The organism is Saccharicrinis sp. 156, assembly GCF_050589685.1.
In the GTDB taxonomy this organism is placed as follows: domain Bacteria; phylum Bacteroidota; class Bacteroidia; order Bacteroidales; family Marinilabiliaceae; genus Saccharicrinis.
Genome location: NZ_JBNGOS010000004.1, coordinates 119,864 through 145,044, shown reverse-complemented (window position 1 = coordinate 145,044; position 25,181 = coordinate 119,864). Strand labels below are relative to the sequence as shown.

The 25,181-nt window shown below is 40.0% G+C and carries 18 protein-coding genes and 2 tRNA genes; 3 read left to right on the top strand and 17 right to left on the bottom strand.

Annotated elements, in window-relative coordinates; all coding sequences use genetic code 11:
- Both mtaB and ACRD64_RS03345 read right to left on the bottom strand, forming a co-directional pair.
- On the bottom strand, window positions 1–1,350 hold the full coding sequence (gene mtaB, locus ACRD64_RS03350; protein WP_430931746.1) for a tRNA (N(6)-L-threonylcarbamoyladenosine(37)-C(2))-methylthiotransferase MtaB: 1,350 nt from the start codon (window positions 1,348–1,350) through the stop codon (window positions 1–3).
- A gap of 139 nt (window positions 1,351–1,489) precedes the next feature.
- Window positions 1,490–2,812: a PhoH family protein gene (locus ACRD64_RS03345; protein ID WP_430931745.1), complete on the bottom strand. Its 1,323-nt coding sequence runs from the start codon at window positions 2,810–2,812 to the stop codon at window positions 1,490–1,492.
- Window positions 2,813–2,915: 103 nt separating this feature from the next.
- On the opposite strand from ACRD64_RS03345, the gene ACRD64_RS03340 reads away from it, so the two are divergent.
- The 3 genes from ACRD64_RS03340 to ACRD64_RS03330 all read left to right on the top strand — a co-directional run bounded on the left by ACRD64_RS03340 (window position 2,916) and on the right by ACRD64_RS03330 (window position 4,582).
- Complete coding sequence (locus ACRD64_RS03340) at window positions 2,916–4,205, top strand: bifunctional folylpolyglutamate synthase/dihydrofolate synthase (protein ID WP_430931744.1); 1,290 nt, start codon at window positions 2,916–2,918, stop codon at window positions 4,203–4,205.
- A gap of 197 nt (window positions 4,206–4,402) precedes the next feature.
- Window positions 4,403–4,477, top strand: a tRNA-Val gene (locus ACRD64_RS03335).
- Window positions 4,478–4,507: 30 nt separating this feature from the next.
- Window positions 4,508–4,582 (top strand) — tRNA-Val (locus ACRD64_RS03330).
- Between the two features lie 109 nt (window positions 4,583–4,691).
- Here ACRD64_RS03330 and ACRD64_RS03325 read toward each other — a convergent pair.
- From ACRD64_RS03325 to ACRD64_RS03255, 15 genes are all read right to left on the bottom strand, one after another.
- Window positions 4,692–5,192, bottom strand: coding sequence for an N-acetylmuramoyl-L-alanine amidase (locus tag ACRD64_RS03325; RefSeq protein WP_430931743.1), 501 nt, complete (start codon window positions 5,190–5,192; stop codon window positions 4,692–4,694).
- Entirely contained in the window at window positions 5,186–5,809 is a 624-nt protein-coding gene (locus tag ACRD64_RS03320; protein WP_430931742.1) for a 3TM-type holin, read from the bottom strand. Before ACRD64_RS03320 ends, ACRD64_RS03325 begins: the two co-directional genes overlap by 7 nt.
- A 307-nt stretch (window positions 5,810–6,116) precedes the next feature.
- Window positions 6,117–7,751, bottom strand: a complete 1,635-nt coding sequence (locus tag ACRD64_RS03315; RefSeq protein ID WP_430931741.1) for a hypothetical protein — start codon at window positions 7,749–7,751, stop codon at window positions 6,117–6,119.
- Between the two features lie 384 nt (window positions 7,752–8,135).
- The gene (locus ACRD64_RS03310; protein ID WP_430931740.1) at window positions 8,136–10,130 is read right to left on the bottom strand and encodes an alpha-amylase family glycosyl hydrolase; all 1,995 of its coding nucleotides are present in this window, start codon (window positions 10,128–10,130) and stop codon (window positions 8,136–8,138) included.
- A gap of 174 nt (window positions 10,131–10,304) precedes the next feature.
- A complete protein-coding gene (locus ACRD64_RS03305) occupies window positions 10,305–10,460 on the bottom strand; it encodes a hypothetical protein (RefSeq protein WP_430931739.1) in 156 nt (51 codons plus the stop codon).
- 439 nt (window positions 10,461–10,899) lie between these two features.
- Window positions 10,900–14,055, bottom strand: coding sequence for a hypothetical protein (locus tag ACRD64_RS03300; protein ID WP_430931738.1), 3,156 nt, complete (start codon window positions 14,053–14,055; stop codon window positions 10,900–10,902).
- Window positions 14,056–14,074: 19 nt separating this feature from the next.
- Window positions 14,075–14,878, bottom strand: coding sequence for a hypothetical protein (locus ACRD64_RS03295; RefSeq protein ID WP_430931737.1), 804 nt, complete (start codon window positions 14,876–14,878; stop codon window positions 14,075–14,077).
- 164 nt (window positions 14,879–15,042) lie between these two features.
- On the bottom strand, window positions 15,043–16,245 hold the full coding sequence (locus ACRD64_RS03290; RefSeq protein WP_430931736.1) for a hypothetical protein: 1,203 nt from the start codon (window positions 16,243–16,245) through the stop codon (window positions 15,043–15,045).
- Between the two features lie 755 nt (window positions 16,246–17,000).
- Window positions 17,001–17,780: a hypothetical protein gene (locus tag ACRD64_RS03285; protein ID WP_430931735.1), complete on the bottom strand. Its 780-nt coding sequence runs from the start codon at window positions 17,778–17,780 to the stop codon at window positions 17,001–17,003.
- A gap of 25 nt (window positions 17,781–17,805) precedes the next feature.
- On the bottom strand, window positions 17,806–18,099 hold the full coding sequence (locus ACRD64_RS03280; protein ID WP_430931734.1) for a hypothetical protein: 294 nt from the start codon (window positions 18,097–18,099) through the stop codon (window positions 17,806–17,808).
- 51 nt (window positions 18,100–18,150) lie between these two features.
- Window positions 18,151–19,461 carry an ATP-binding protein gene (locus ACRD64_RS03275; protein WP_430931733.1) on the bottom strand — a complete coding sequence of 437 codons (1,311 nt, stop codon included), beginning with the start codon at window positions 19,459–19,461 and terminating at the stop codon, window positions 18,151–18,153.
- Between the two features lie 6 nt (window positions 19,462–19,467).
- Entirely contained in the window at window positions 19,468–20,592 is a 1,125-nt protein-coding gene (locus ACRD64_RS03270; protein WP_430931732.1) for a hypothetical protein, read from the bottom strand.
- Between the two features lie 29 nt (window positions 20,593–20,621).
- Window positions 20,622–22,988: a DUF4157 domain-containing protein gene (locus ACRD64_RS03265; protein ID WP_430931731.1), complete on the bottom strand. Its 2,367-nt coding sequence runs from the start codon at window positions 22,986–22,988 to the stop codon at window positions 20,622–20,624.
- Between the two features lie 8 nt (window positions 22,989–22,996).
- On the bottom strand, window positions 22,997–23,329 hold the full coding sequence (locus ACRD64_RS03260; RefSeq protein WP_430931730.1) for an LEA type 2 family protein: 333 nt from the start codon (window positions 23,327–23,329) through the stop codon (window positions 22,997–22,999).
- Window positions 23,330–23,343: 14 nt separating this feature from the next.
- Entirely contained in the window at window positions 23,344–25,179 is a 1,836-nt protein-coding gene (locus tag ACRD64_RS03255) for an eCIS core domain-containing protein (protein WP_430931729.1), read from the bottom strand.
- Between the last annotated feature and the right edge of the window lie 2 nt (window positions 25,180–25,181).

The window sequence follows — 25,181 nt, the reverse complement described above, 5'->3', positions numbered from 1 at the left end:
TCAATCGATTAATTCTGCATCAAACACCATTTCTTCAGGTACAAATGATTTTAGCCTCACTTTTCTGACCGTGTTTTTTAACGCGGCATCATAAGGAAGTTTAACTTTCAAATAATTTTCGGTGAACCCGTTCATTATACCTTCGTTTTCGCTTCCTTCAAGCAATACGTTAGCCCGTTGACCTACAAATTGACTGTAAAAATGACGTGTTTTTTTATCTGATATCTGATGCAACACCTGACTTCTTATTTTTCTTTCGGATACGGGTACTACATGATCAATCGTCAAAGCTTTAGTATTGGGTCTCTCCGAATAGGTAAAAACATGTAATTGCGAAATATCCAATCCATGAATAAATTCCAAGGCCTGGTTAAAATGCACATCTGTTTCGCCTCGAACACCAACAATCACATCAACCCCAATAAATGCATGCGGAAGCAAAGATTTGATTTTATCTACCCTATGGGCGAAGAGCTCGCGATTATATTTGCGCTTCATGAGTGCCAACACCTTGTTAGACCCGGATTGCAAAGGAATATGAAAATGAGGCATAAATTTATTTGACCTCGCTACAAATTCAATGATTTCATCCGTTAACAGATTAGGCTCAATACTCGAAATTCTAAATCGCTGGATTTCTTCTATCTTATCCAACTCCTGAATCAGCTGAAAGAAATTTTCATTGGTGCTTTTCCCAAAATCTCCGATATTAACTCCGGTCAAAATTATTTCCTTTGCGCCTTCCGAAACGGCTTTTTTGGCCAACTCCACAGTTGTCCTGACGTCTGCATTCCTGCTTTTTCCCCGGGCCAAAGGAATCGTGCAGTACGAACAAAAATAATCGCAGCCATCCTGAACTTTTAGGAAAGTTCTGGTTCTGTCCCCCATTGAATAGGATGGAAAAAACTCTTTGTTGGTCATTATCTTACCCGCATGCACTTCGCCGGAAGCTTTCTTCTGCAAGTCTCCTAGGTAATCGGTCATTTTAAATTTCTCGTTGGAACCCAATACCAGATCAACGCCATCCATCTCTGCAATCGTTAATGGTTTAAGTTGAGCAAAACATCCCGTAACAACCACAAAAGCATTTGGATTTTGCCTTATGGCTTTTTTTATGGCCTGACGACACTTTTTATCTGCAATCTCCGTTACCGAACAGGTATTAATCACATACACGTCCGCAAAATCGTCATATTTAACCTTAACAAATCCTTCGTCGGTCAATGCCCTTGCTATGGTCGACGTCTCACTAAAATTCAACTTGCACCCTAACGTGTGAAAAGCAACCTTCTTCTCTAAAAACAACGACTTATCAATCATCTTAACTCTTTCTCCTATATTTAATAACACATCCGGGCTGATCCTTTTTCGAAATCTCAAAAAAGTGCACAAAGATAACGAAAAGAACTTAATAATTAATTGCTCAGTTTTGAGGATAAAAAAGGGTCGGAATATAATTCCGACCCTTTTCATAGAATTTACTTGTCTTTTATAACAAATCACTGGCCAATTCCGCTAAATAGCTTCGTTCACCTTTTACCAAATTTACGTGGGCAAAAACATCCTGACCTTTCATTTTTTCCGTTAGAAATGCCAATCCATTGGATGTTTTATCTAAATAAGGTGTGTCAATCTGCTCAATATCTCCAGTAAAAATAATCTTTGTGCCTGCGCCTGCGCGGGTAATGATGGTTTTTACCTCGTGCGGCGTTAGATTTTGAGCTTCATCTACAATAAAGTAAACGTCGGATAAACTTCGCCCTCTAATATACGCCAATGGGGTAATCAGCAATTGCTCGTCGCGCTGCATCTCCTCAATCAACAAATTTTCGCGGCTCTTAGGGCTATGACAATGCTTTATTACGCTCAAGTTATCGAACAATGGTTGCATGTACGGGCCTATCTTGTCGTTCACATCTCCAGGCAGGAATCCCAGGTCTCGGTTGGACAAAGGAACAATGGGGCGTGCCAGTAATATCTGCTTAAAACTTTTGTTTTGCTGCAGCGCTGCCGCCAAAGCCAGCAATGTTTTACCGGTACCTGCTTTCCCGGTTAACGAAACCAATTGTATATCCTGGTTCATCAAGGCATTTAACGAAAAGGTTTGCTCAGCATTTCTTGGCTCAATTCCAAACGCACCCTGTTTTTCAACTCGCTTAATTAAGTTTGTAAAAGGATCGAAGGTTGCCAGCACACTTTTGCTGGCATTTCTTAATACAAAGTACTGGTTCGCCGGTAATTTCTGAATTGGGAATTCTTCTTGAGATACTCCATCCGAAGTATACAGTAATTCTATTACCTTGGGATCGAAGTCATCATTGATTTGAACTCCCTTGTCAAGAACATCAATATCTTTAACCTTATCTGTGGTATAATCTTCGCTGTTTAAACCTAAAGATTTGGCTTTCATCCTAAGATTAATGTCCTTGGTAACTAAGATAACCTCCCTTGTTTTGAATTTTTCCTCCACATACAATGCGATTGCCAGGATCCTGTGATCCGGGGATTTTTCGAAGAAAGAATCCTGCATGGCTTGGGTGAAGGGTTTTCCGGTAGCAATAAAAAGCTTTCCTTGCTTGGGCCCTAGCACAATACCTTCCTTAAAAAGTTTCTCGCCGGAAATTTTATTCAGGTCGCGCACAAACTCCCGGGCCTGATAATTAATTTGATCGTTACCCTTTTTAAACTTGTCGAGCTCCTCCAGCACAACAATTGGTAGGATTACGTCATTATTCTCAAAGTTGTATATACATTTGTGGTCGTGAAGCACCACATTTGTATCCAGAATAAAAACTTTTCGTTTTTTGGGCATATTCAGCGGTTTTAAAAAGTTGAACGTTTTTTAAATATATTTATTTTTAAATAAAAAACATGGTGTTATTTGATTAATATTATAAAATTAAAATTGAGCTAAGATGTTATATGCCGAGGTATTGGATTTCCTGTTTTCGCAATTACCAATGTATCAGCGTACGGGAAAGGTTGCTTATAAAGCCAATCTGAATAATACGTATAAATTAGACGACTATTTTAAACATCCACATAACAGCTATAAAACAATACACATTGCCGGAACCAACGGAAAGGGGTCTGTATCACACTGCTTGGCTTCCGTTCTGCAAGAAGCAGGCTATAAGGTTGGCCTGTATACATCTCCTCATTTAAAAGACTTTAGGGAAAGAATTAAGATTAATGGGACTTGCATATCGGAACAAGATGTTATCGATTTTGTTGAAAGACATCGATCATTTATTCAGGAGCTTAAACCATCATTCTTTGAAATGACGGTAGCCATGGCATTTCTCTATTTCCAACAGAAGAATGTTGATGTTGCAATTATTGAAGTTGGGCTGGGAGGCAGGTTGGACTCAACCAATATTGTAACACCGGTATGTTCCGTCATTACAAATATTGGGCTTGATCATGTTGCTTTGTTAGGAGATAGTATTGAAAAAATTGCCATTGAAAAGGCAGGTGTTATCAAAACAAAGATTCCTGTGATTATTGGAGAAACCGATAGTAGGACCCAAACAATTTTCAAAAAGGTTGCCCAAAAAACCGATGCTCCTATTTATTTTGCCGATTCAGAGTACGATATCCCGGTAGCCATGAATGGTATTGATGCCACTCAAATTTTACAGGTTTATAAAAACAACACATTACAATATACCGATCTAAAATTGGATTTATTGGGCATGTATCAACAAAAGAATATTAAAACTGTATTAAAAACTATTGATATTTTAATTGAAGGAGGTTTTCGCATACAGTCGGATCACATATACAGTGGCTTAAATAAGACTGTGCAAAACACAGGTCTTATGGGAAGATGGCAAGTGCTCGGGGCTAACCCTACAATTATCTGCGATACCGGCCACAACGCGGAAGGTGTAAACGAATTAGTTAAACAGATTTCTCAAACACCATATAAATCGTTGCATATTGTCTGGGGAATGGTAAATGATAAAGACTTTAGTAAGATACTTCCTCTTTTACCCAAAGACGCACGGTATTATTTTGCCAAGCCTAATATTCCGCGAGGATTAGATGCCAAAATTCTAAAGAAGGAGGCTGAAAAAATAGGTTTACTTGGCGAAAATTACAATTCCGTTTCAGAAGCTTTAAATAATGCAATAAAAATTTCAACCCCTAATGATTTGGTTTTCATTGGAGGAAGCACCTTTGTTGTTGCCGAAGTGGTATGATTTCAAAAAAAATTTTGCAGATACAAAAAAGACATCTATATTTGCATCGCTTTTAAAAACAAGGACAACACATTATGAAGATAATCTGTTGGTTTTTCAAGATAAAAGGCAAATCTTTTATCGGGCGAATAGGTCATTCAGAGATTCCTGTTTTAGACGGGACAGTTAGAGTTTGATCTAGATAAATTAAAACATTGGGGCGATTAGCTCAGTTGGTTCAGAGCACTTGGTTTACACCCAAGGGGTCGGGGGTTCGACTCCCTCATCGCCCACCCAAAAATAAAAAAGCACGAAGAAATTTCGGGCGATTAGCTCAGTTGGTTCAGAGCACTTGGTTTACACCCAAGGGGTCGGGGGTTCGACTCCCTCATCGCCCACAAAGACCTGCAAATTGATTTTGCAGGTCTTTTTTGTTTTATCATAAACCATCTACAAATGTTCCGTATTCACGGATCACGGATCCTCACGAAAGTCAAAAAATATAACCTAACCTACTATTGATTTATACTTTTCGTAGTTATTTCGCCATAAGGTTAAATCTAATCCTGCACAGTGCGGTTTATTCTGATCCAGATTGCTATGCTGGAGGATATCGATATCATGAAACTGTAATTCCAAATCATATATTAACCGAAGCGAGGTATTCATCTGTGCTTCTGTAAACTGACCGGACTTACCTATCAAACATATACCCACCGAATTAGAGTTATAACCTTTAACATGTGCGCCTACTTCCTTTCCCAACACAACCAAATCATCATCTAACGGACGGCCGGTTTCCACATATCCATCAAATTTAGGATGAAAGATATTGGAAGCCAGCCACCCATTCAGTATCACATAATGATATCCGATTCCACTCCATCCCCTTCCCTTGTATTTCTTTCCGTTTTGGACAACTTCTTTAGCAGGAAGACTATGCCATTTGGCAATTAGGGCTGCATTGCCAAATGCGGAATCCGAACAGTGTAATACAATCCTTACCATTTTATATCTTTCAACTTGGTTTTAACCTTATTTATTAATTCTTGCTCCTTGGCCTTAGCGATATTTCCCGAATTGGGCCCTGTATCACCGGATGTCCAAGCAACACGGGTTCCTCGTTTTTCAACCGAACGTCCAACAGCATATACCCCTACAACGCCGGCCCAAGCTGCTAAGAATACCTTAAAAATGGAATCGGAGCTTTCAATAATCTCAAGTGCATTGTTACCTAAATCCAAGCTGTTTAAAATCAAATGTCTTAATCCGAAAACCTCTAATAAAATAAAAAACAAACCGACATACACCACGGTAGGCCTGGCTCGTTTGGTATATTTATCATCTTGTTTGAGCTCGGCAACAATTATTTCTTTTTGGGCATCCAGTTCTGTCCTAATGGTTTCTTCTATCTCGCTTTCCCTTTTTTGGGTCAGCTCTTCCATCTCTAACAAAAACCTACGTTGGTTTTGCCTGTGTTCCTCGTCCAGCCTTTTTATTTCCAGTTTTAAAGCATTGCGCTCATCAGGATTGGTAATAAACCGATCAACAGTATCCCCAATAGTATCAATAATGTTACCTCCTGCACCAGCAAAAAAATCTCCAATCTTCTTTAATAATCCCATAACAACGATTTTAATATTGACTAAAGTTTCAAAATGTTTTTACAATCAATCGTATTTCATATACTCTAAGTTTGACTTCATTTTCCATATGGCATGCTCGATGAATTTTAATTCCCTTATCAAGTTCGTGACAGGCTATTCACTAAGGTATGTTTTAGAAAGCTAAAATTCACGATCGTTTCATGTGATATAAGTTCCGTATTTTATGTCAGAAATACCATAGCTGAAGCTATATTTCTCCTCATTACTTGACAAACGCTCACTTTCAATCTATTCATGCTCATGACCAATCCTTGATTTAGACGTTTTATAAAATATCAACTGCTCTTTTATACGTTTTACAGACAAAACCATTTTCACTGGTTGATGTAAAAGTATTAGGTCGTCCACCATTTAAATCAAGACATAAAAACAACCTGTCATCTTGTAATTTATAGATTCCTTTAACTGTTCTAAATTGATTTAGAAAGTACAAGTTTACTTCCAAAGGATCAGTTGCTGTTAAAAAGTAAATTAACCCGTTATCAATGCTGGTTTCTTTCTGAACTTTAAATTCAAAGTCCTTGATTTCAATTGTTTCAATCGTTACCTCCTCACGTATTCCTGCTTTTGAATACTCCTTCAATTCCCATTTTCCATCTATAATAACGTTATTGGTATTAATTCCATAATCCAATATATATTTTAACAATAGCTTATCCTTCTCTTTCTTGAGCGTTGACTCATAATTTTTCACTAAATACTGAAGCGCCCGCTCCCTAATTATATTGAAGTCTGCAGCATAACTTACAAACAAGTCGTCGATATATTGTTTTAAATAGGTGAGATGGTCAGCCTTTGCCCTTTCCAAAATTTCAAGAGGAAGAATGTCGGACTTATTGTTGCCTATGCTAATAAATGTGTTACGAATATTTTCTATTGATTGTTCTGATTCTTTCTTGTTTTTGGATTTCTTAAAATCAATCATAAACAACTCTAGTAATACGGTGTAGGCGATACCATAATCCGGCAACATATTTATTGATTTGTTACAATATAGTTCTGTAGCTTCCCTGAACTTTGAAGTTCCATAAAATTCGTAATAATTACAGGCATTAATAGCTATATTTGCAAAAGTTTCCGGTTTCAGGTTCAAAGATTTTTCGTACTTTTCAACAATACTGATCATCTTATCTCCAAAGCTTCCTTTTATCTCTTTCTTGTAGTAATAGCAACGTATAATACAATCTATCAATTCTATTTTCTTATTGTCGCTTACCTGTATTTCATCGTTCTCCAACAATTTATTTAAGGAGTCGATTAAATCATCACCAACATAATTCCGCTCTTTGGCTTTCCTGATATTATCATCAACGATATCGTCCCATATAAAACTCAAAGTGGAATTAATTTTGTTTTCGATATATTTATTGGTGTCAGTCACATAGGCATCCTGTAATTCCTTCATATTGATAACCAGAGCCCGAACCTCTCCAATTCTATTGTCGATATTATTTTCTTTATGGGAAAAACTCTCGGTTAATATTGTATATTTTTGGTTAATTTCATTTACATGATCACTTAGCTTATCTGTTATTTCTTTTATAAACAAACGACTTCTTTCTTTGACCTCCCTGGTTTCCTCGTTGATTCTGGCTTCCATCTTTTTCCGATAGTTTTCGGTAAAAAAATATTTTAATAGGAAGCCTAACAAAAAACTCAGTATGCCCCAAAGAGTCAGTATCGCCATTCGCCGGCTGTCCACCCAGGTCTGTATTTCATCTTTAACCGAATTTCTTAGTTTTTGGTCGAAATCCTGAATGGGAATATATGTATAATGTTCCTTTTGCAATGCACTCTCCAATGTTTCAATACGTTTTTGCAGTGAATCAACAGAAAGCTGTTGGGAATACAGTCCCTGAAATGAGCAAAGTACAATCAAAATCAACCCCAATTTTTTCATGGCTTATTCCTTTTATCATTATTTATGTGATGTTTATTATTTATATAACGAGCAATAGAAGAGTTGTTTGTCTTAATTTAAGACAATAGATGCAGATTGTCAAGCGAATAAGAGCTCGGTATTTGGTTTGACAATACTAACAGTGGCATGAGAAATAATCCCATGCCACAATTTTTAAATATCGGCGCACCCAATTCTCATATAACGATCAAGGACATACTGCAGGATCCCTTTCGAAGGTTATGCAAACAACAGGTCTATGCCCAAGGCCTCAACTGTAAAAGCGGCGACGCCCTTTTCACCTTCCCAAGCGAACAGTCTGCCGAAAACGACAAACCTGTCTTTTTTGTCAGCCATGAATTGTCCTCCTAAAATCCTTAATTATTAAAATCTCAAACACATCACCCTTCCGAAATTACCGGGGATACTAATCCATTCCAGGGAAGTAGGATCTTTTATATCTTGTGCAAATGCCTGACTGCCCTTATAGCTGCTGTCCAAGATATCTGTCCATCTTCCAGTGAGTCCAAAAGGTACCGGTGCATATTGTTCATGATCCGAAAAATTCAGTACCACAAGAATCACTTCCTGGTTGTTCCAACGTCTGTAAACAATGACCTGATCTGAGGTACTGCAATATTCTTGTTTGGCATATTCGCGGGTTCCCTTGAGCGATGGGTAATCATTTCTCAACTTACCAAGATGCCGGTAAAGGGTAGTTAGGGGAAGCACTGTATCAGTAGATGGTAAAGCCGATACGTTATAAAAATAATCCCAGTGAAGCGGCCGGTAGCCTCTTATCCTGGTCATATCCATATGCGCCATACCATAGTTTTCCGCGAATTCCTGACCGGCCCAAAGCATTGGAATTCCTACCCCCGTCATCAGGGCAATAGCATAGGGCTGTAGTTTCCACCAACGCAGTTCGTCCAAACCGTGTTGAAAATCAAAACCACTGTCTTTTACCTCATGTCCATGTTCGATTAAATATAACAGTCGGCTGTCATCGTGCGATTCGATATACTGAATGACATGCGACTGGATGGTATCGTTGCCCACAGCTTTTTGGGATTTATATCCTGCCTTGTCAAATCGTTGGTCAGAAAGCAACAGTTCGGAACATAGATCTTCGGACAGATAATTATAAGTTGCCATGTTGCTTACAACACCGAACAATCCTTTTTCCCAATTCCCGTTGATGGCGCTATCCGAAACGGGAGAGAGCTGATAGGCACTCTGAGTAAGATCTTCGGATATTTGAATAATATTTGATGATCCATCTGCTTCCGACAGAAACCGCTGATAGTTTTTGCTCTGGTTGTACGTTGAGATGGTAAGAGAACGAAGGGATTTAAATGTTGGCCGGTTTTCCTGACTGTACCAGTCAATACGATTGTCTCTTTCAAGCGGTTTTCTGTCCAGGAATCCATTTACATGATCGTACCTGAAACCGTCCACATGATATTCATCGAGCCAGAACTGATTCACGGTGTTGAAAAACTCTTTTGTCGACTTCATACGCCAATCATTTTTCCTGGCAAAATTGGCATATTTGCTCACCATTGGATTGGGCGAACGGTGAATGCCATCAGCATCGCTATAATGGTCGTCTTTCCAAAGGTGGAAAAAACGTTCGTACCCAATTTGATAAGGAAACATTCGATCGGCATGCGCATAAACCACATCCAATATGACTGCAATGCCATGTTTATGACACTCATTGACCAAGTGTTTTAAACCTGTCGGCCCTCCGTAACGTTCTTCGGGGGCAAAGTAAAAGACTGGGATATACCCCCACCGATACGGTTCGGCAATACTGCTAACCGGCAACAGCTCAATGGCATTTACCCCCAAGCTTTTTAAATATGGAATCTTTTGAGCAACTCCGTTAAAATCCCCCGCAAATTCGGCAACGTTCAATTCGTATATTATCAAATCATTGGTTGGAGGCACTTTATAGTCTTCATCTTCCCAAAAAAAGATGTATTGATCATCGATACGAAATACTGAAAACACACCTGCATCTGTTTCCCTGGCACACGGATCCCCAAAAAACAAGCTTCGCACCTCATTCCCGTTTTCTTTTGACGGGCCTGAAATTTCGAACCTATAAAGCCATGTTCCCGGAACCAATTGAATCCAATTGCTCATCCAAAGTGTTTTATTATAGTCTCCCCATTCTTCATCCGCAACATAGCCACCTGGCGAAGGTGTCAGATTATGTTGCTGAGCCGGTTTATCAGCGTCGAACTGGCCTTGTTTATCAATAAGATAAACCTTAACCGAGAAACCATTGCTTTTATCTATGTTAGGAAGGTAAATTCTGAAGCGAACCTCTTTGTTTCTGAATTCCGGACCGGTTTCGTTTATTTTGAACATGTTCAACTCCTTTCTATTTTAATTTTACAATTGTATTTTATCCCGCTTCTTCGCCAGTAATGAATAAAATCCGACGGTTGTGTCTATTCCAAGTGTGCTTTAAGCTGGCATTCCCCACTACCTTAAACGGCCGGTCTATTACATCATAATCTCCTGTTTCCGCGCTTTCAACAACTACCTCTTCGTACGCATTTCCGGTATAGCCGAATATGAGTTTATTTTATAATTGACGGCATCGCTCTCGATATGCTCGCACGGAGTGGCTGGTACCTGCGATTCATAAGAACAACGCGCCTCCGCACAAACACCATCGTTCAGAAGATTTTTCATGGCACTCCTGATATCCGTGCCATCTTCAATATCAGGGAAACTACCTATCTTTTTGGCTTTTCATAAATAAACCATGAAGATAAGTTGATGGAACAATCTCAATCTTTTGTTTCCTGCCATTGTTTCATTGCCCCGCAGGCAATTCCCACTCAACTGCCCTCCGATCCCTGATTCTCAACAGGGATCACCGCATCGGTATAATCGACCTTTTCGGGCAAATACAACCGTCTGGAAGAGCGGACAATACAATCCCTTAGATCCACAAGTACCTTTTGTTAACCTAAGCGCTTTTTTATTTCTTCTTTTTACATAACCATTTGTTTTATGGCGCATTGAAACTATTTGCTAACACTATCAAAGGAATTTTCACTTTCATATCCTGCCTTATAACCAGCACTAATTTGACTTCCTTGATGCTCAATCCATAGTCAAAATGGTATTACTTCCGCAAGCTATTTAGCTTTATCAATAAATCGTAATGGGCTTTTTGAAGATGTTGAGGGTTTCTCAGCGAGCTATTCATTGCCCTCAACTCTTTGGTCAGGTTAATACGGAATGGTTCAACAACCTCAGCTGTTTTTCTGTAAACATCCATCAAATTATTGATCAGTTCACTGTAATCTCTATAATTAGCCTGATTTGTATTAAATGCCTGATAAAACTTATCAGATTGTTTGATCAGCTCTTTTGAACCATCCATTTCCTTGAGCACTTTTATGGACTTATATAATTCTAGCTGCCAATACATGTTCTGCAAAATGTCGGCCACGTCACCATTTTTTTTGTCGAGGTAGGTTAAAAATGCATCCATCTTATGATTATAACCTGCATGTGCAATCATTAATTTAGCCGGATCACCGCTAGAAACACTATTCACAAGCTCCGTAAAAGCAAGTTTAACACCCAATGGATCTATACCGCCATTTTTGTCCAAAACCACTCTGGTCAGCTTTTGGATAAGCTCTTTATGGTCTTTGATATAAGCCAGGTATTTGTTTGGGTTGGCACCGGGTTTGATCAAATCTTCAATGGTTTTTTCGCTTTCTTCGAGTGCATCATTTAACTCAAATAAATGACCCATCCTGAAAAACACTTCCGCATGAAGTCGGTAATTGTCGAAAATCGCTTCCTTGTCCGGACCCGATACAACGGCAATAGCAAAGCCATTAACGGCTATATTGTCCACCACCTCTGTAAAGTTTATGGCAGCCATCTGATCGCCTAAGTTTACCGAGGCCGGAACGGTAATCCCTATCCAACGGTTTTCGCCGGGTTTCATTTTTGAGATGACAACCCTGTCATTACCTACTTCAACTCCCTGTTCAATTCCCGGAAATTCAAACTTTGGTCGTTTGAAATGTCTGGCAAATGGATTGTTTATTTCATACTGCAAGATAAAATCCCTTACATACGTAGCTGCATTATGCAGGATGGCATAATAGGTAATGAAACCACCCTCGGGAGATGTGCCTGTTGAATAGACTCCCATGTTGCGTTGCCCCTTATTGTTGTCGTATAAAACAGATAAATCGGTATTGGGCCATCCTGGAGCCCGACCGAGCAAGGTAGGTGTAACCACAGGGTCGTTTGTAGTATTGGTTTCAACTGCCAGGCAAGTGTGTGTTGAACCCGAATTGGTCAAAGTCCACTCGTAACCCGAAGTCATTGTTTTTACCAGTTCGCCGGAAGCGAAGCTTAAAGTTGGGTTGGCAGTAGTATTGGCATTCACATAATTGCTGCCGGTACCCAGCTCCGATTTTAAGAAATGCAATGTAACCGTTTCGGCAGTCCCGGTTCCTTTCCTGTGAACCCGGGCAAAGGCAAAATTATTTCCCAGAGTAGAAATCTGAGGATCGAGGCTCTGCGGCTGGTCGTTGGTATTAAACCCGCCTGCTGCATTCAATCGTCTGTTCCACACGTCGCTAGTTGCGTAAAAAACCGGATTGGTGGATGGCTCCAAACCGATGTCCAACGTTGTTGCATTGGTAGTCCAGTCGCGCACGTAGAAATCCCGGTTGTCCGGAATCTGTTGCACCTCGAAAAAGAACGGGTCGATAGACACGTTCACATTGGCCGTATTGGCGAGGTTCCGGAGGTTATTGGTAGTAAAATTTGCATTTCGCTGGTACGTTACCCCATTGGGGAAGTTGGCATTGTTGGGCGTGTTGTTGGCCGAAAAAACACCATAAAAATCCTTGCCTACCGATTTTAATCCGGCATAGTCGCCCAGATAAGGACTAAATGCGCGTACGGGGGTGTTTGAAGGTGCCTGGGAAAGGGTATTGTTGTTCCAATTGGCTCCTCCATTATTCGATTGTCTAAAAAGTGTTGTCCATTGCTGGTTAGGGGCGACTCCGGTTAGTTGCTGGTACAGAATGCCCACGTCGCCCCTGATGTTCACGGCCAACTGGGGACATATCACATTGTTAATTGTCAACAAATCAGCGGACCAATTTGCTCCTCCATTGGTAGATCTCCTGACGTGCAGACGGGTTGAACCCGCCGCGGCGCCGGGAGCGAGATCCACATAGGCAATATATACTGTTTGGCTGTTTCTGGGATCTACAGCTATGCTGGCCCTGTCACCTATTCTTTCCTGTCCCATTCGTGGGCCGCTCCATGTCCAGTTGATCCCGGTTGCAACCCGTATCCCAGCCAAGCCATCTCCGGGGTCTGTTAAATTATTGTACGATGGGGTTCCCTGTCCCCAGTTGTCGTCTCTCACAACCACAACATTACCCGTACGAGTGGATCCGACGGAATTTGTACGCATGTAAAAAATGGCATATACGGTTCCATTGGGATGCGCTGCCGTGCGTATAGGTGGCCCGTCCTGACCAAAAGGATTTCGCACTTCCAGCCGTATGGTGTTTAGATTTGCAGGCGCAGGGGCCGTGGCGGCGTTCAGCGACTGTTCGAGCGAGGCCGTACGGTTACTGGCCGCGTTAAAATCGTTGTGCCCAACATAAACATGATCGTTGTTGCGCTGGGCCCCACCGAGAGGTGTAATTACCTCTACGTAAGGTTGGTCTTCACGGATACGGACCATTAATTGATTCATCACGGCAGGAGCCAGATAATTGTTGGATCTGAACATCTGCATTTGCGTTTCATTGGGACTGGCCGGATTAAAATACCCGCCGGTCAGAATACCGGCATAAAGGATGTTATTTCTACTCAAGCCAACAGTTATGTCACCTGTGTTGCCGTTTAAACTGGGAACAATATTGTTCAACACCCATGTGTTTCCTCCATCTTGTGAAATATAAATCGGTGCGGTATTATTTACCCCGGTGGGATTACTGGTGAAAGCCGTGCCAATAATTTGTAGGGGGTTGTTGGGATTAATCCCAATATTAGGTTCGCTATCCTGACTGCTTTCGTTGCTTAGCGCATTGGGAACCATATTTACTACCCGAATGGTTTGAGCACCGGCTACTAAAGAAATAAACAAAAAAAGCAAAATAAATATCTTTGGTTTCATCTTTTTAATTTTAGCTGTAACCAATGGAACCCGCATGTTCTTAACCATCCTACCCAAACCGTCGTGGGATTGGTTCTGTATTTTAAATATATCCAAACTTGGTCGTTTCATGATTGTTAGATTTAGGTAGTTATTTTTTCAGTAGTTTTTTTACCAGATTCAGTTCTGATTCAGGCAGAACATCCTGAGGGTCAATAAGAACATAGGCATTCTTGATACCCATGAAACTGTCAGTTCTTTTAAGTAGATAAATGGCTTTTTGTTCTTCTTTTAACTTGGGCGCATTAACCCATCTCACATCATCGCTGGCCGAAAAATATACTTGAACTTGATTGCCTTCTGTATTGCCTTTTAAAATATTTTCAACCTCAACAATAGCAATGTTCCATATTGGAGAATGCTCAGATTCCTTAGATGGTCGTTGTACGTCGGCTTCGTTAATCTTTGATACCCGACCAAACATTACCAACCCTGAACTTTTAAGCCGTTTCTGCAAGTTTACTTTTTTAACACTGTCGCGGTAAAGCGGTAATTCGTCCTTTATTCCATCCGGTTTATCCGTCATGGGTTCTACATGGTTTGCCCTTACGGCCAAGGTGCTACCAAAAAGCCAGGTATGTGTATAGAAAACATAACCTGCCCCTTCTTTTAAAGTCGGTATTTTATCGTCAGCGGCAACAACGGTAATATTTTCCCCTTTAAAACTTTCGTGCCCGCTTGAGGCAAGAATAATATCGTTCACTTTTACAATGTGAGTGTTCTGGTCATCCGGCACAACAGGCAAGTTCGATTTTTTTGTCTGCACGACTTCACCTTTAAAGATATAGTCGGAAGCATCAAACTGCTTGGCATGAGGGATTTTTGTTACTTTGCAATTGCTAAAAGCACATAAAAGCAACAATACACATAAGACTTTATAAACGTAAGTAACCATAGCAATACAATTAGAAGAGTAAAAGAAAAAGAATGCTGTCCATTATCTGGTTTTTATAATTTTGTAGTTCTTGCTGAGTAGGTTCCCCTGCAGATGTAGACCATATTCTATAATAAATTACAAAACACGAATCCTTTTATGCCTCAAAAATGAACCTGCAAAGCCTAATTGGGATTCTTTCTTTTTTTATATGGTTTGACCAGACAATACAGGATAAAACACAATAGCAGTGCCCTACTTATTAAAGAAAGGACTTTTATCGTTTCGGCATTGATAAGGCTATTATCTTCGATGGATATAAATTTGAATAGTATGACAATACCCGATTCAAAAAAATACCATGAAACCAATAAAAACAAGAGATAAACACATACAGTCATTAAAGTCGAGAGTTTTCCCCGATATGTTAAAGTCCACAAGGAAGTGTAGCTGGGATCTTTGGTACTATTCTTATAAAAGTTGAGTTCCTTAGCTAGAATGTTAAAATGCGAAGAAAGGCCAATTGCCGTATAAAGTACATAGCTTGCCAATAGTATGATGATAAACGGATATAAATAAACCATTTGTTCTACCGATATCATACCTTTAAACCATTGGGGAAGTATCTCATCCATTTTAGCCCGAAGGTCTTCCAGGCTTTGTTTCAGTTCAGAATAGTCAGCTTTGCTTGTAATTTCTTCTAAACGCCGAACCAGCTCTTTCTGTTTTGATTCCAGTATTGGCTTATCTTCATCAATAATGGAAGATATGTTATTCAACTTGTCGCCAAGCGTTTGGGATAATGTTTCAACATGTGCTTCTTTCGAATGAATTGTACCGTACCAATATTTGCCAATATTCTCCGTTTTCCAGGTATTCACAACTGAAGGCAACGTTTCAAGCTCCCTATGTAATTTATCGCTTAAAAATTTATTTCCTACAAAAGAATCAGTAACAAAATCTTGTATGGGTTTGGTTACTGTTTCGCTTACCAAGGTGGATATAGCAATAATGGTGGAGTCCGCTTTATCCTGATATTGCGACCGGCTTACACTTCCTATTCGGTTCATCTCGCGATATTTCAATATTAGCTTCCGGGTTTCTGAATTCCAGGGTCTTTCTTTTACCAGTTTTTGAATATTATCAAGTACAATATTTAATTTTTCCAACGTTAAATTTGAGGCCTCAACTTCCTTTATCTGATCTTCATATTCCTGTATCTCAACTTCGATTTTTTTCTTCTCCTTTAAGCCCTGTGAATATGGCCTTAATACGTTGACAAGAATAAATAAACCGAACAAAACACTCGCAAACACGGTTCGCTTAACAAGCTTTGTTTTTTCCTCCAACAGTCTTTTATGCCTATCTATTCGATATTGGCCGTCCATGTTATTTTAATACATATAATATCGGAATACTTTGTAATATAAGGGATGCACATGCGTGTCAAGAGTCCTCAATAAAGTGCTAAACTAAACATAATCGATCAATCATTAGGCGTTTAAATAACTAAATATCATCATGCATGAACCATATTGCTTTAATTCCTTTAAAACGGAACCAGTTCCGATGTGCAAGTATTTATATGGCAGTTTAATTTTAACCCGGATTATGCATTAGAACTTCGTCGTGAACATTGAAAGTGCAATAAAACAAGGCTTTACTGAAACGAGGCATAACTTGTCCCGATTACTTTCGGGAGCATCGTTATGGTGAGCTGAAGTGAAGCAGTGGAGTGTCTTGTTCTGAAACAATTTCAATGTGTAATAGATTTTCTAATGCATATTGCGGGTTTAACCTAGTTGAATGACAACATGAGGAGTATAAGTCAACGTTAAAAAAAAGAGAAAGATGCAGGATAGATACAACTCCGCCATGGTCATTCCCAAAAAAAATGAAACTGGTATAACCCTGTAGAATAAGTTCCTAAATAAATTTATCAAAATCCATCCTCATTTATAAGGATATTTAACTGTTATTATAGTAAGCAAATATAATATTTCACACCTAAAACACTACTATACTGATTTTTAAAAGAAATGGCACGAGTTATATTCCCGTGCCATTATTAATATTAACCGATAATATAGTTTATAAATTATTGTTGCAACATATCTTCACTACGTATGAATATTCCAGTCGCTTACACGTCTTCATAAGCAGATAAAATCTCTTTGTACTTTTTGCGGTATAAACTTTTTACATCCCCCGACAAGCCTTTAAACATTGCTTTAAATCTCTTTTTCACGTCGGGCTCATCCAGATTATCCTGTAGGTCTTCCATATCCGATATGGTTGTGATATCTGCATAGGTTTTAAATCCTTCCACTGCTGTATCGATAAAATCACCTAAACCATCAGGCCTATTTGTTAAAGAAAGAAGTTCAGCTGCATTTTGATAGTACTCAAAATCTTCGTAAGCGGGTTGATTTTCCGAGTTCACCTGCATTACAAAATAAGCGGTCTCCCGATATTCTTTGCCGTTTTCATCTACAAGCCGGTTTTTTTTATTTAAACAATACCCTGCGTTAATGATTTCATCGTCAGTTTTTCCTTGTACACAGACAACGCGTCCGCTTTGTAAACGTGCAACGTGTGGCCGGTTAAAAAATAAATCCAGTCTAAGACCCGGCACTATTGGGTCGTCACGGTCTAAGATTTTAAATAACCTTCCCAACAAGTCTAACCCAGATTTTGCAATAGCCACATATGGCAGGTACTCAGCAAAAAATGGGAGGTCGCCAATTCTTTCAATTCCTGACGTTATCTGACTGATAGTTTTTTCAGGATTGTCCAGCTCCATGATTTTTGACGTCAACTTTATCGGCTCACCGATATAACTCTTTGTATAATAAATCAATTCATGTCCATAAACATCTGCACCAAAATTCACCACGTCGGCAGACCCATTATTGAACTTCATTTTTGGATCATAAAAATTAATCGATTCAGCTGCTGCTTTTTTTTTCTTCTTCAGTTTTTACAAATGTAGAAACCATTATTTCCTGATGCTTACTATTTGCATTATCGAGTTTTAAAAAGAAATACAAGTACCTAACTACAAGCGGCTTGCCAATTTCCACAGGTATATAGGCCTGGTTTCGTACTTCCTGCTCACCAGGTTCGTAATATGGCGAACGTAATTTTCCATTTACACTAAGTAGGCTCGTGCTTTTTGCAAACAATGAACTATTTTCTGTACCAGATTTCTTTTTACGTCTGTTACCTACTAATCTTTTCATAATTTATGCTTTAAGTTCTCGTTATGATAATTCACATCGTACTCTCTTATATTACCGCATCATCTTCCCCTCTTTTTTGTATTCCTTTTGTATTCCTTTAATCAAATCGTCGTAAGTAATGGTGGAGGATTGTTTTTCGAGGGTTCGTAAGCTTACGTACTGGATAACATTTACGATATTGGCCCCGGTGAGATCATAATTTCGGGCCACGTCTTTAAGGCAGATTTTGGATTCGAGGGAGGCCGATTTAGGTAAGTAATTTTGCCAAAGCTGAAGGCGTTCCTCAGTCTTTGGGTTTTCGAATTCTATCATACTGTTAAAACGCCGGATAAAAGCGAGATCGATATTCGATTTCATATTGGAAGCCAGGATCACCAACCCGCCAAAGTTCTCAATACGCTGCAGCAGATAGGAAACTTCCTGATTGGCATATTTATCGTGAGCATCACGCACATCGGTGCGTTTTCCGAAAATGGAATCTGCCTCGTCGAAAAAAAGTATCCAGTCTTTATGGTCGGCTTTGTCGAAGAGTTTGGACAGATTTTTTTCTGTTTCGCCAATATATTTAGATACCACTAAGGATAGGTCAATCCTGAATACATCACGTCCTGTATACTTACCTAGTAAACTTGCGGTCATGGTTTTTCCTGTTCCGGCCGGTCCATGAAAAAGAACACGATAACCTGGTTTTATTCTTCCACTCATTCCCCAATCGTTCAGTAATTTGAAGTTAAACTTGAGCCAGGTCTCAATTTCTTTTATTTCACTCAAGGTTTTTTGGTGCAACACCAGGTCGTCCCATTCCAGTTGCGTAGTGATTAGTTGCGCCGGGAAACTACTGCTCAGTTTTGGTTTTGAAACATTGCCTGAAACAAATAATTCCACATATTCTTCGTCCATGATTAATCGACCGCTCATTTTGGGTTCTCCCGAATTAACGTTCTCAATATAAAGTACATTTTTTTGAGCAAACAGGTGTGATTCACCAAACAACTTTGCTATTTCTACACGTTTGGCAATGTCTTTTCCACCTAAAATGTACAATACTGTTTCGCCGGTAGGTAGAATGCCACGATGGTTTTTACCTTTGACTCCACCGAAATCCGGGAAATCTCCGCCACCAGGCAAATATTTTTGGATAATTGAATTTATAAAGGATGGTAGAATATGAGGCAGAATGGCAAGTAACAGGATGGCAATCTCCTGTTCGGCAAGCTCATTTTCTTTGATAAATAGAGACAGTGGAGAATGATTTAACACTTTGATATCCAGCTCTGGGAAAACTACAGCATTTCCCTTTAATTCCAATTCGAGTCGATACTGAATTAATAGGGAGATATATTTTATTAACGGAGAATCCATCCAAAATTATAAGCTTGAAAAACGACTGATTTGCACCGACCAAATAAAAGGAACATAGGTGTTTTCTGAATTGGTCACGTAGTGTTGCAGATAATACATAGCGGACAGTCCCGGCAAATAACTCCAGGCATCACTAACCCCAGCTCCATAGTGGTCGAAAACACGATAGGTAACATCGAGATTTCCACTTGAAGCATCAATCTCAACTGCCAAACGTTGATAACCGCCCATAACCGCCCATGAAAACAAACTATCCAATCCTCCAACATAATTGGGGCGGGTTCTAATAAGCTCTGCCTGACAGTCGAAGCCTGCTAAGGTTTGGTGCTCATCAAAATAAACCCGGATGGATGTTTCAAATTCACGGGCAAAAGAAGTAAACGCATCGGTACTTCCAATTTCCCTTGCCATATCACTTCCCGTACCAAAATGGATTTGCGATCCGCTTCCGGATGTAAAATTATCGAACAGCCTGTTATCGTCTGTTGTGTCTACACCGAATGTTCCTGCAAAAAATCCTATCTGAAAATCAGAGAAAGCACCGGATTCTCCCAATATAGTATCGTAAATCCAAATATCAGGACTTCTATCATCAGGATGATGAATGTCCTTATCTAAATCATGATCCCCGTTATTATTAATATCACGTCCATCATCACAACCGAGATCTGTAATTGGGTCTGTTACGGATAATATATCTAAGGGATATTTATTGATCATATCACCAAAAGGAATGTTTTCAATTTCTGCCGACAAGCCAAGTTCGGATTCCTCTTCTTCCCTTTCACAATCAGCGCATAGACCATCTGATAATTCATCCGAAGAGCTGAATTCCTGCGAAATTCCATTAACAGCTACTATAGATTGTTCTTGAAGTTCATCTTGTTCATCAGGATTAACTTCTGGCTGAATTTGAAGAATATTAGAATCTGATGAAGGAAAGAAAGATGTATTTAAAAAAGAATCGGGTTGAGTTGAACTTTCAATAATAGTATCGGCCGTATTATCCGCCTCCAATTCAAACTTATCGCCTGATTGTCGCTCTTTTAGCTTAGGCTCGATAAATGAAGTATTAACACCATTATTGTTTGATGAATATTGGGCATCGGATAGGGTTTTGGAAGCAAGCATATTTCCTTATTAATTGAAACTATAAAGTTTTATTGGCAAAAATTATTTTCGGGATTTACCTGATCTGCTAACATGGTCAAACTATTATCTACAAATCTTGTTACATAAACGGTTATCTCCACTTTTCTATATCGTTGCCAATCATTTTCTGGGTCTTCAGTTTGTTCCAATCCTTCTTCTGAGCCCCGACTTTCTTCTTCAAAATCAACTTCGGATGCTGGTGTGCCCTCTTCGCAAACTCCATCTGAGATAATTGAAATAGGTGGTAATTCACCATCGAAAGCATTCAGTCCATCATATAACAACAAACTGGTATTCTGAGCTCTTGTCAAGGCGAGGTTCAAATTTTCTAACGCAGCCCGTTCTTCGGAAGCTCCAGTCCAAAGTGGTGAAGCATGTCCTACTACCGAAATAGTTATGGAACTCAAGAATGTATTATCCAGGTTACCACTTACAGCAGACAGGATTTCGTTAAGAGCAACCCCGTTATTGGAAGCATGTTCGCCGGTATGAACATCACTTTCCCCTGTTTCAAAGTACAACATTCGTGTAATGAGTGCCTCCCTTACCTGTTCCAGGTCCGAGTTATCACAAATACCTACACTGGGTTCCAGATCACCAGGTGTGCCTTCAAAACCACCAACGGCAAATTGTCCTCCTCCTTGAATGATATTGATTGCTGGCAAATTCATATGACCTCCTATTTCCAGTCCAAAGCAGGCCCCTGAGGTATTAAAGAAAATATCCGGCTTTCCGGGAATTACCAGATATAAATAAGCAGCACTAACATCAGCCGTTAAACCTAAACCTCCACTAACACCGAATGATTGTTCAACAGTTCCTCCGGCAAAATCTTTAGGTCCATACCAATCAGGGGTTGGATCCGGGTCTGCCGAACCAGAACATAAGTCTTCACTACCAAAACTAGTATCAACGGATGGACCAATAGAAGCCCCAACAGAGCACTCTCCGGATAATCCTACATTAACTTGCAGATAGCCTTGTTCCCATGTCATACCCAGATTATTGGCATAACGGAATACCACATAACCTCCCCCTACTCCAACTTTAAGAAAACACCCTATTTTTACTTTACCAACTGGAGTTTCCATAGCACCACCAAAGCCAGCTCCCGCTGCAGCAATATCATCCGTTTTTCCAACTGCCACAATTACGTTTATAGTGTAGTGGTGTTCCACCTCATCTCCCGGATTGAGTTGAAAGTAATTCTGAAACGTATTGCTGGTATTTCGGTCGTACTGCATCCATTCGTTAATCAAATCGAATTCCTGCAAGCTTATTCCCAACTGAAGCCCAGTCCCTTCGTCGAGCATTCTGCGTATTTCGGTATGATCCGAAGGGATCACCAATATCATTGACTCGGTGCAATAGAAATCCGTATTATATAAAGAGTCGAAAGCGCCTAGCAAGGGTGATATAGATGGTATTTGTCCACTTACCGTAGCATTATCCCAATTGACTTGATTTCGCCAATCTTCCCAAGTACTTATTTCTTGGTGAAATGTCGATAAGAAGTCTTCTATTTGACTTTGCCCTAAAGCATCAATGTCACCACATTCACTAGGAAGTGTGTCATTCACATCAAGGGGAGGTTCTGTATTTTGAGGAGCTTCTGTAGCTTCATCATCCACCTTTTGCACTAACAAATCGGATGAACCTGTCAATTCTTCGTTAATGCAATCACATTTTCTTTGTACCGCTGAATGATTCTGTTGGATTGTGTGTGTTAATTCATGAGCCAATAAGTGCTTACCACCCTTACTTTCAGGATTATACCTTCCTTCATTAAAGTAAATATCGTTTCCAACTGTAAAAGCCTGTGCATTCAGTTCCTGACTCATTTGAACAGCTTCTGAACCTGTATGAATTTTAACTTCACTGAAATCTGCACCAAAGTCCGTTCCCATTTCTTGCTGGATAGACGAATCCAAAGGTAAGCCACCTTTAGAATTTGTTAATTGTGCTTCAATATCTTGCTTTACCTCAGAATCTCCCGAAGATTTTGTTTGCAACAGCTTTTCTTCCTTTTCGCACTCTTCACATTTACCTTGCAAAATATCATCATCAACATTTAATTGTATTGCTTCCGATTCTCCTAGTTCTTTTTCTTGAATTTCTTCCAGCTCCTCCGGATTGTTTTCGGGCAGTGATTGTAACTGAGATGAATTACTTTCGGGTGATGGGAAAAATGATGAGTTCAGAAAATTATCTGTTTTGGTGTTTCCTTCCACCATATTATCGGCCACCCTATCTGCTTCAACTTCGAATTTATCTCCCGGCTGTCCCACTTTTAGTTTGGGTTGGATAAAAGAAGTAGAAAAATTGTTACCCGATGATTTGGAGGATTCCGCTATGTTATTTTTTGATGTGAACATGAAATAGTTTAATCCTGTACTTTTACAACTTTTAGTTGAGTTTCACCCTTCCACAGAAGTTTCAACTCAGATGCTCCCTTTTCTGAAAATAAAGCCTTACCTAGTGGCCATTGTACCGTTTTGGTTTGATGCGAAGGCACACTAAAATTAATGATAGTCCCATTTTGAACTGCTAAATCCCAGGCGACACTTTTGTTTCCATTTATAAAAAGTGAAGTTTCAGAAATATCGAAATGTAAAGTTTGTGATGTTGGATTATAAACAGATACACCAATTTCAAAATCGCCCAATCTATCAAAGGGTACTTTTTCGCTGCTTGTTAAAAGATTTACCCGAAGCATCTAATCATTAAATTTTATATCACCGTATTATTTATAAACCTAATAACGAGAGCTCCGGCTTTGGTAATCATCATGGTACCGGTGGATGTCATAAAAAAGGCTTGCGTTGTGTTGGTAAAAATCTTTCCTTGCGAATCCGGTTCTCCATCTATTTTATACAAATTAGGGATCACCCAGTCAAATCTACCACCTGAAAAAGGTGCCGGAACACCATGCCATGCTGCATGGTCCGTCAAACCAGTATTGTTATCATTAAAAGGTAGGAAATTAGGGTTGGGGTGATGAAATATTTGATCGGCAGTAAACCTTGTGAAATAGCCGGAAACATTGGAAGCTGGGCCGGCCACTTCGAGCCATTGCGTTCTGCCAAAGTTCACATTCATCGGATGGATAAATACATTGTTCTGCATACATGCACCGGCAGTTCCCGCGGGGATTGCGTGTCTCCCACCTACAGTCATGGTAAGAGAATCGGGCGCAGTAACAGTCATATGGATGGATGTTGCACCACCTGTTGTTGTTAAGGAAATGGTTGGTGATGCTGCTATAGGTGGGGCTTCCCATACCATATTAACCCCATTATTGTTACCAATAATCCTACCTGTTGTGGCAGTCCATGTTCCGGCGGTATCCCCTGTAAACCGCACCCTTTCCCCAACACCTACCGTTGTTCGCGTATCAGCAGTGCCATCCGGAGCTGATGCTATGGTTTCGGATGTAACTACGGGTACTGTTCCTGGCGGCGGATTAACAGGTACCGCAGGTGGCAATACAGGAGTTCCACCTGAGTAAAGCGCATCTAACGACGACATGGTAGCTACATCCAACACACCTGTATCGGGGATAGATGAAGCCCGTTGGAAATTCTGAATGGCGGTTCGCGTTTCATTACCGAAAATACCGTCAACACCAAAAACCGGCAATTGGAATCCCACATCTACCAGGGCTTGTTGCATAATGCTTACCGGAGCACCGCTGCTTCCGTTTTGCAGTGTTTGTTCTCCATCGAAACAAGCTTCTAACACCAGGTTTCCGGAAAATCGGGCAGATGACAAATCGTGATTGTCGCCTATGGTCATTTGCAGATTCAGTGATACCTGACCCGTTTGCTGAATGGTATGGGTCAGCTCATGGGCCAGCAAATGCTTGCCGTCCGTTGATTCAGGATTATATTTTCCCTTATTAAAATAAATATCGTTTCCATGCGTAAAAGCCTGTGCCCCTAATTGCTTGCTTATTTGAACGGCGGTAGAATCGGTATGCACATTCACCTTACTGAAATCAGCCCCAAAACTTTGTTCCATTTCGCTCTTGGTAACGCTATCCAATTTACTGCCGCCACCTTCGTTAGCTCTTAGGGTAGACTCAATATTAGGTATAGCCCTGGAACTTCCAGATCCTTTTGTTTGAACCATTTCTTCTTCCTCTTCGATAGATTGAGCCTGAAGCACTTCCTCTTCTTCCTCAACAGGCTGGGCCTGCAACATTTCTTCCTCTTCTTCTTCGGCTTGTGCCTGTAACATCTCTTCTTCCTCCTCCAGAGGTTGAGATTGAATTACGTCCTCCTCCAGTTCTTCCTGTCTTTGAAGTAAGGGGCTAATTTGTTCTGCCAATGGCTCTCCTTGCAGCTGTTCCTGAATGAAATTTCCAGAATCAGCCTTTGATTGAATTCTTTTGCTACCTGCTACCACCTTATCCGCAATATGGTCGGCTTCTTGTTCGTACCTGTCACCTGGTTGCCCAACTGTTAGTTTGGGTTGTGCCATGAAAAAACCACCATCCTCTTTATTTGAAAAAAAAGGACTACTGCCCTTTTCTTTTCTTCTTATTCTCCTCTGCTTAGTTTTCATCA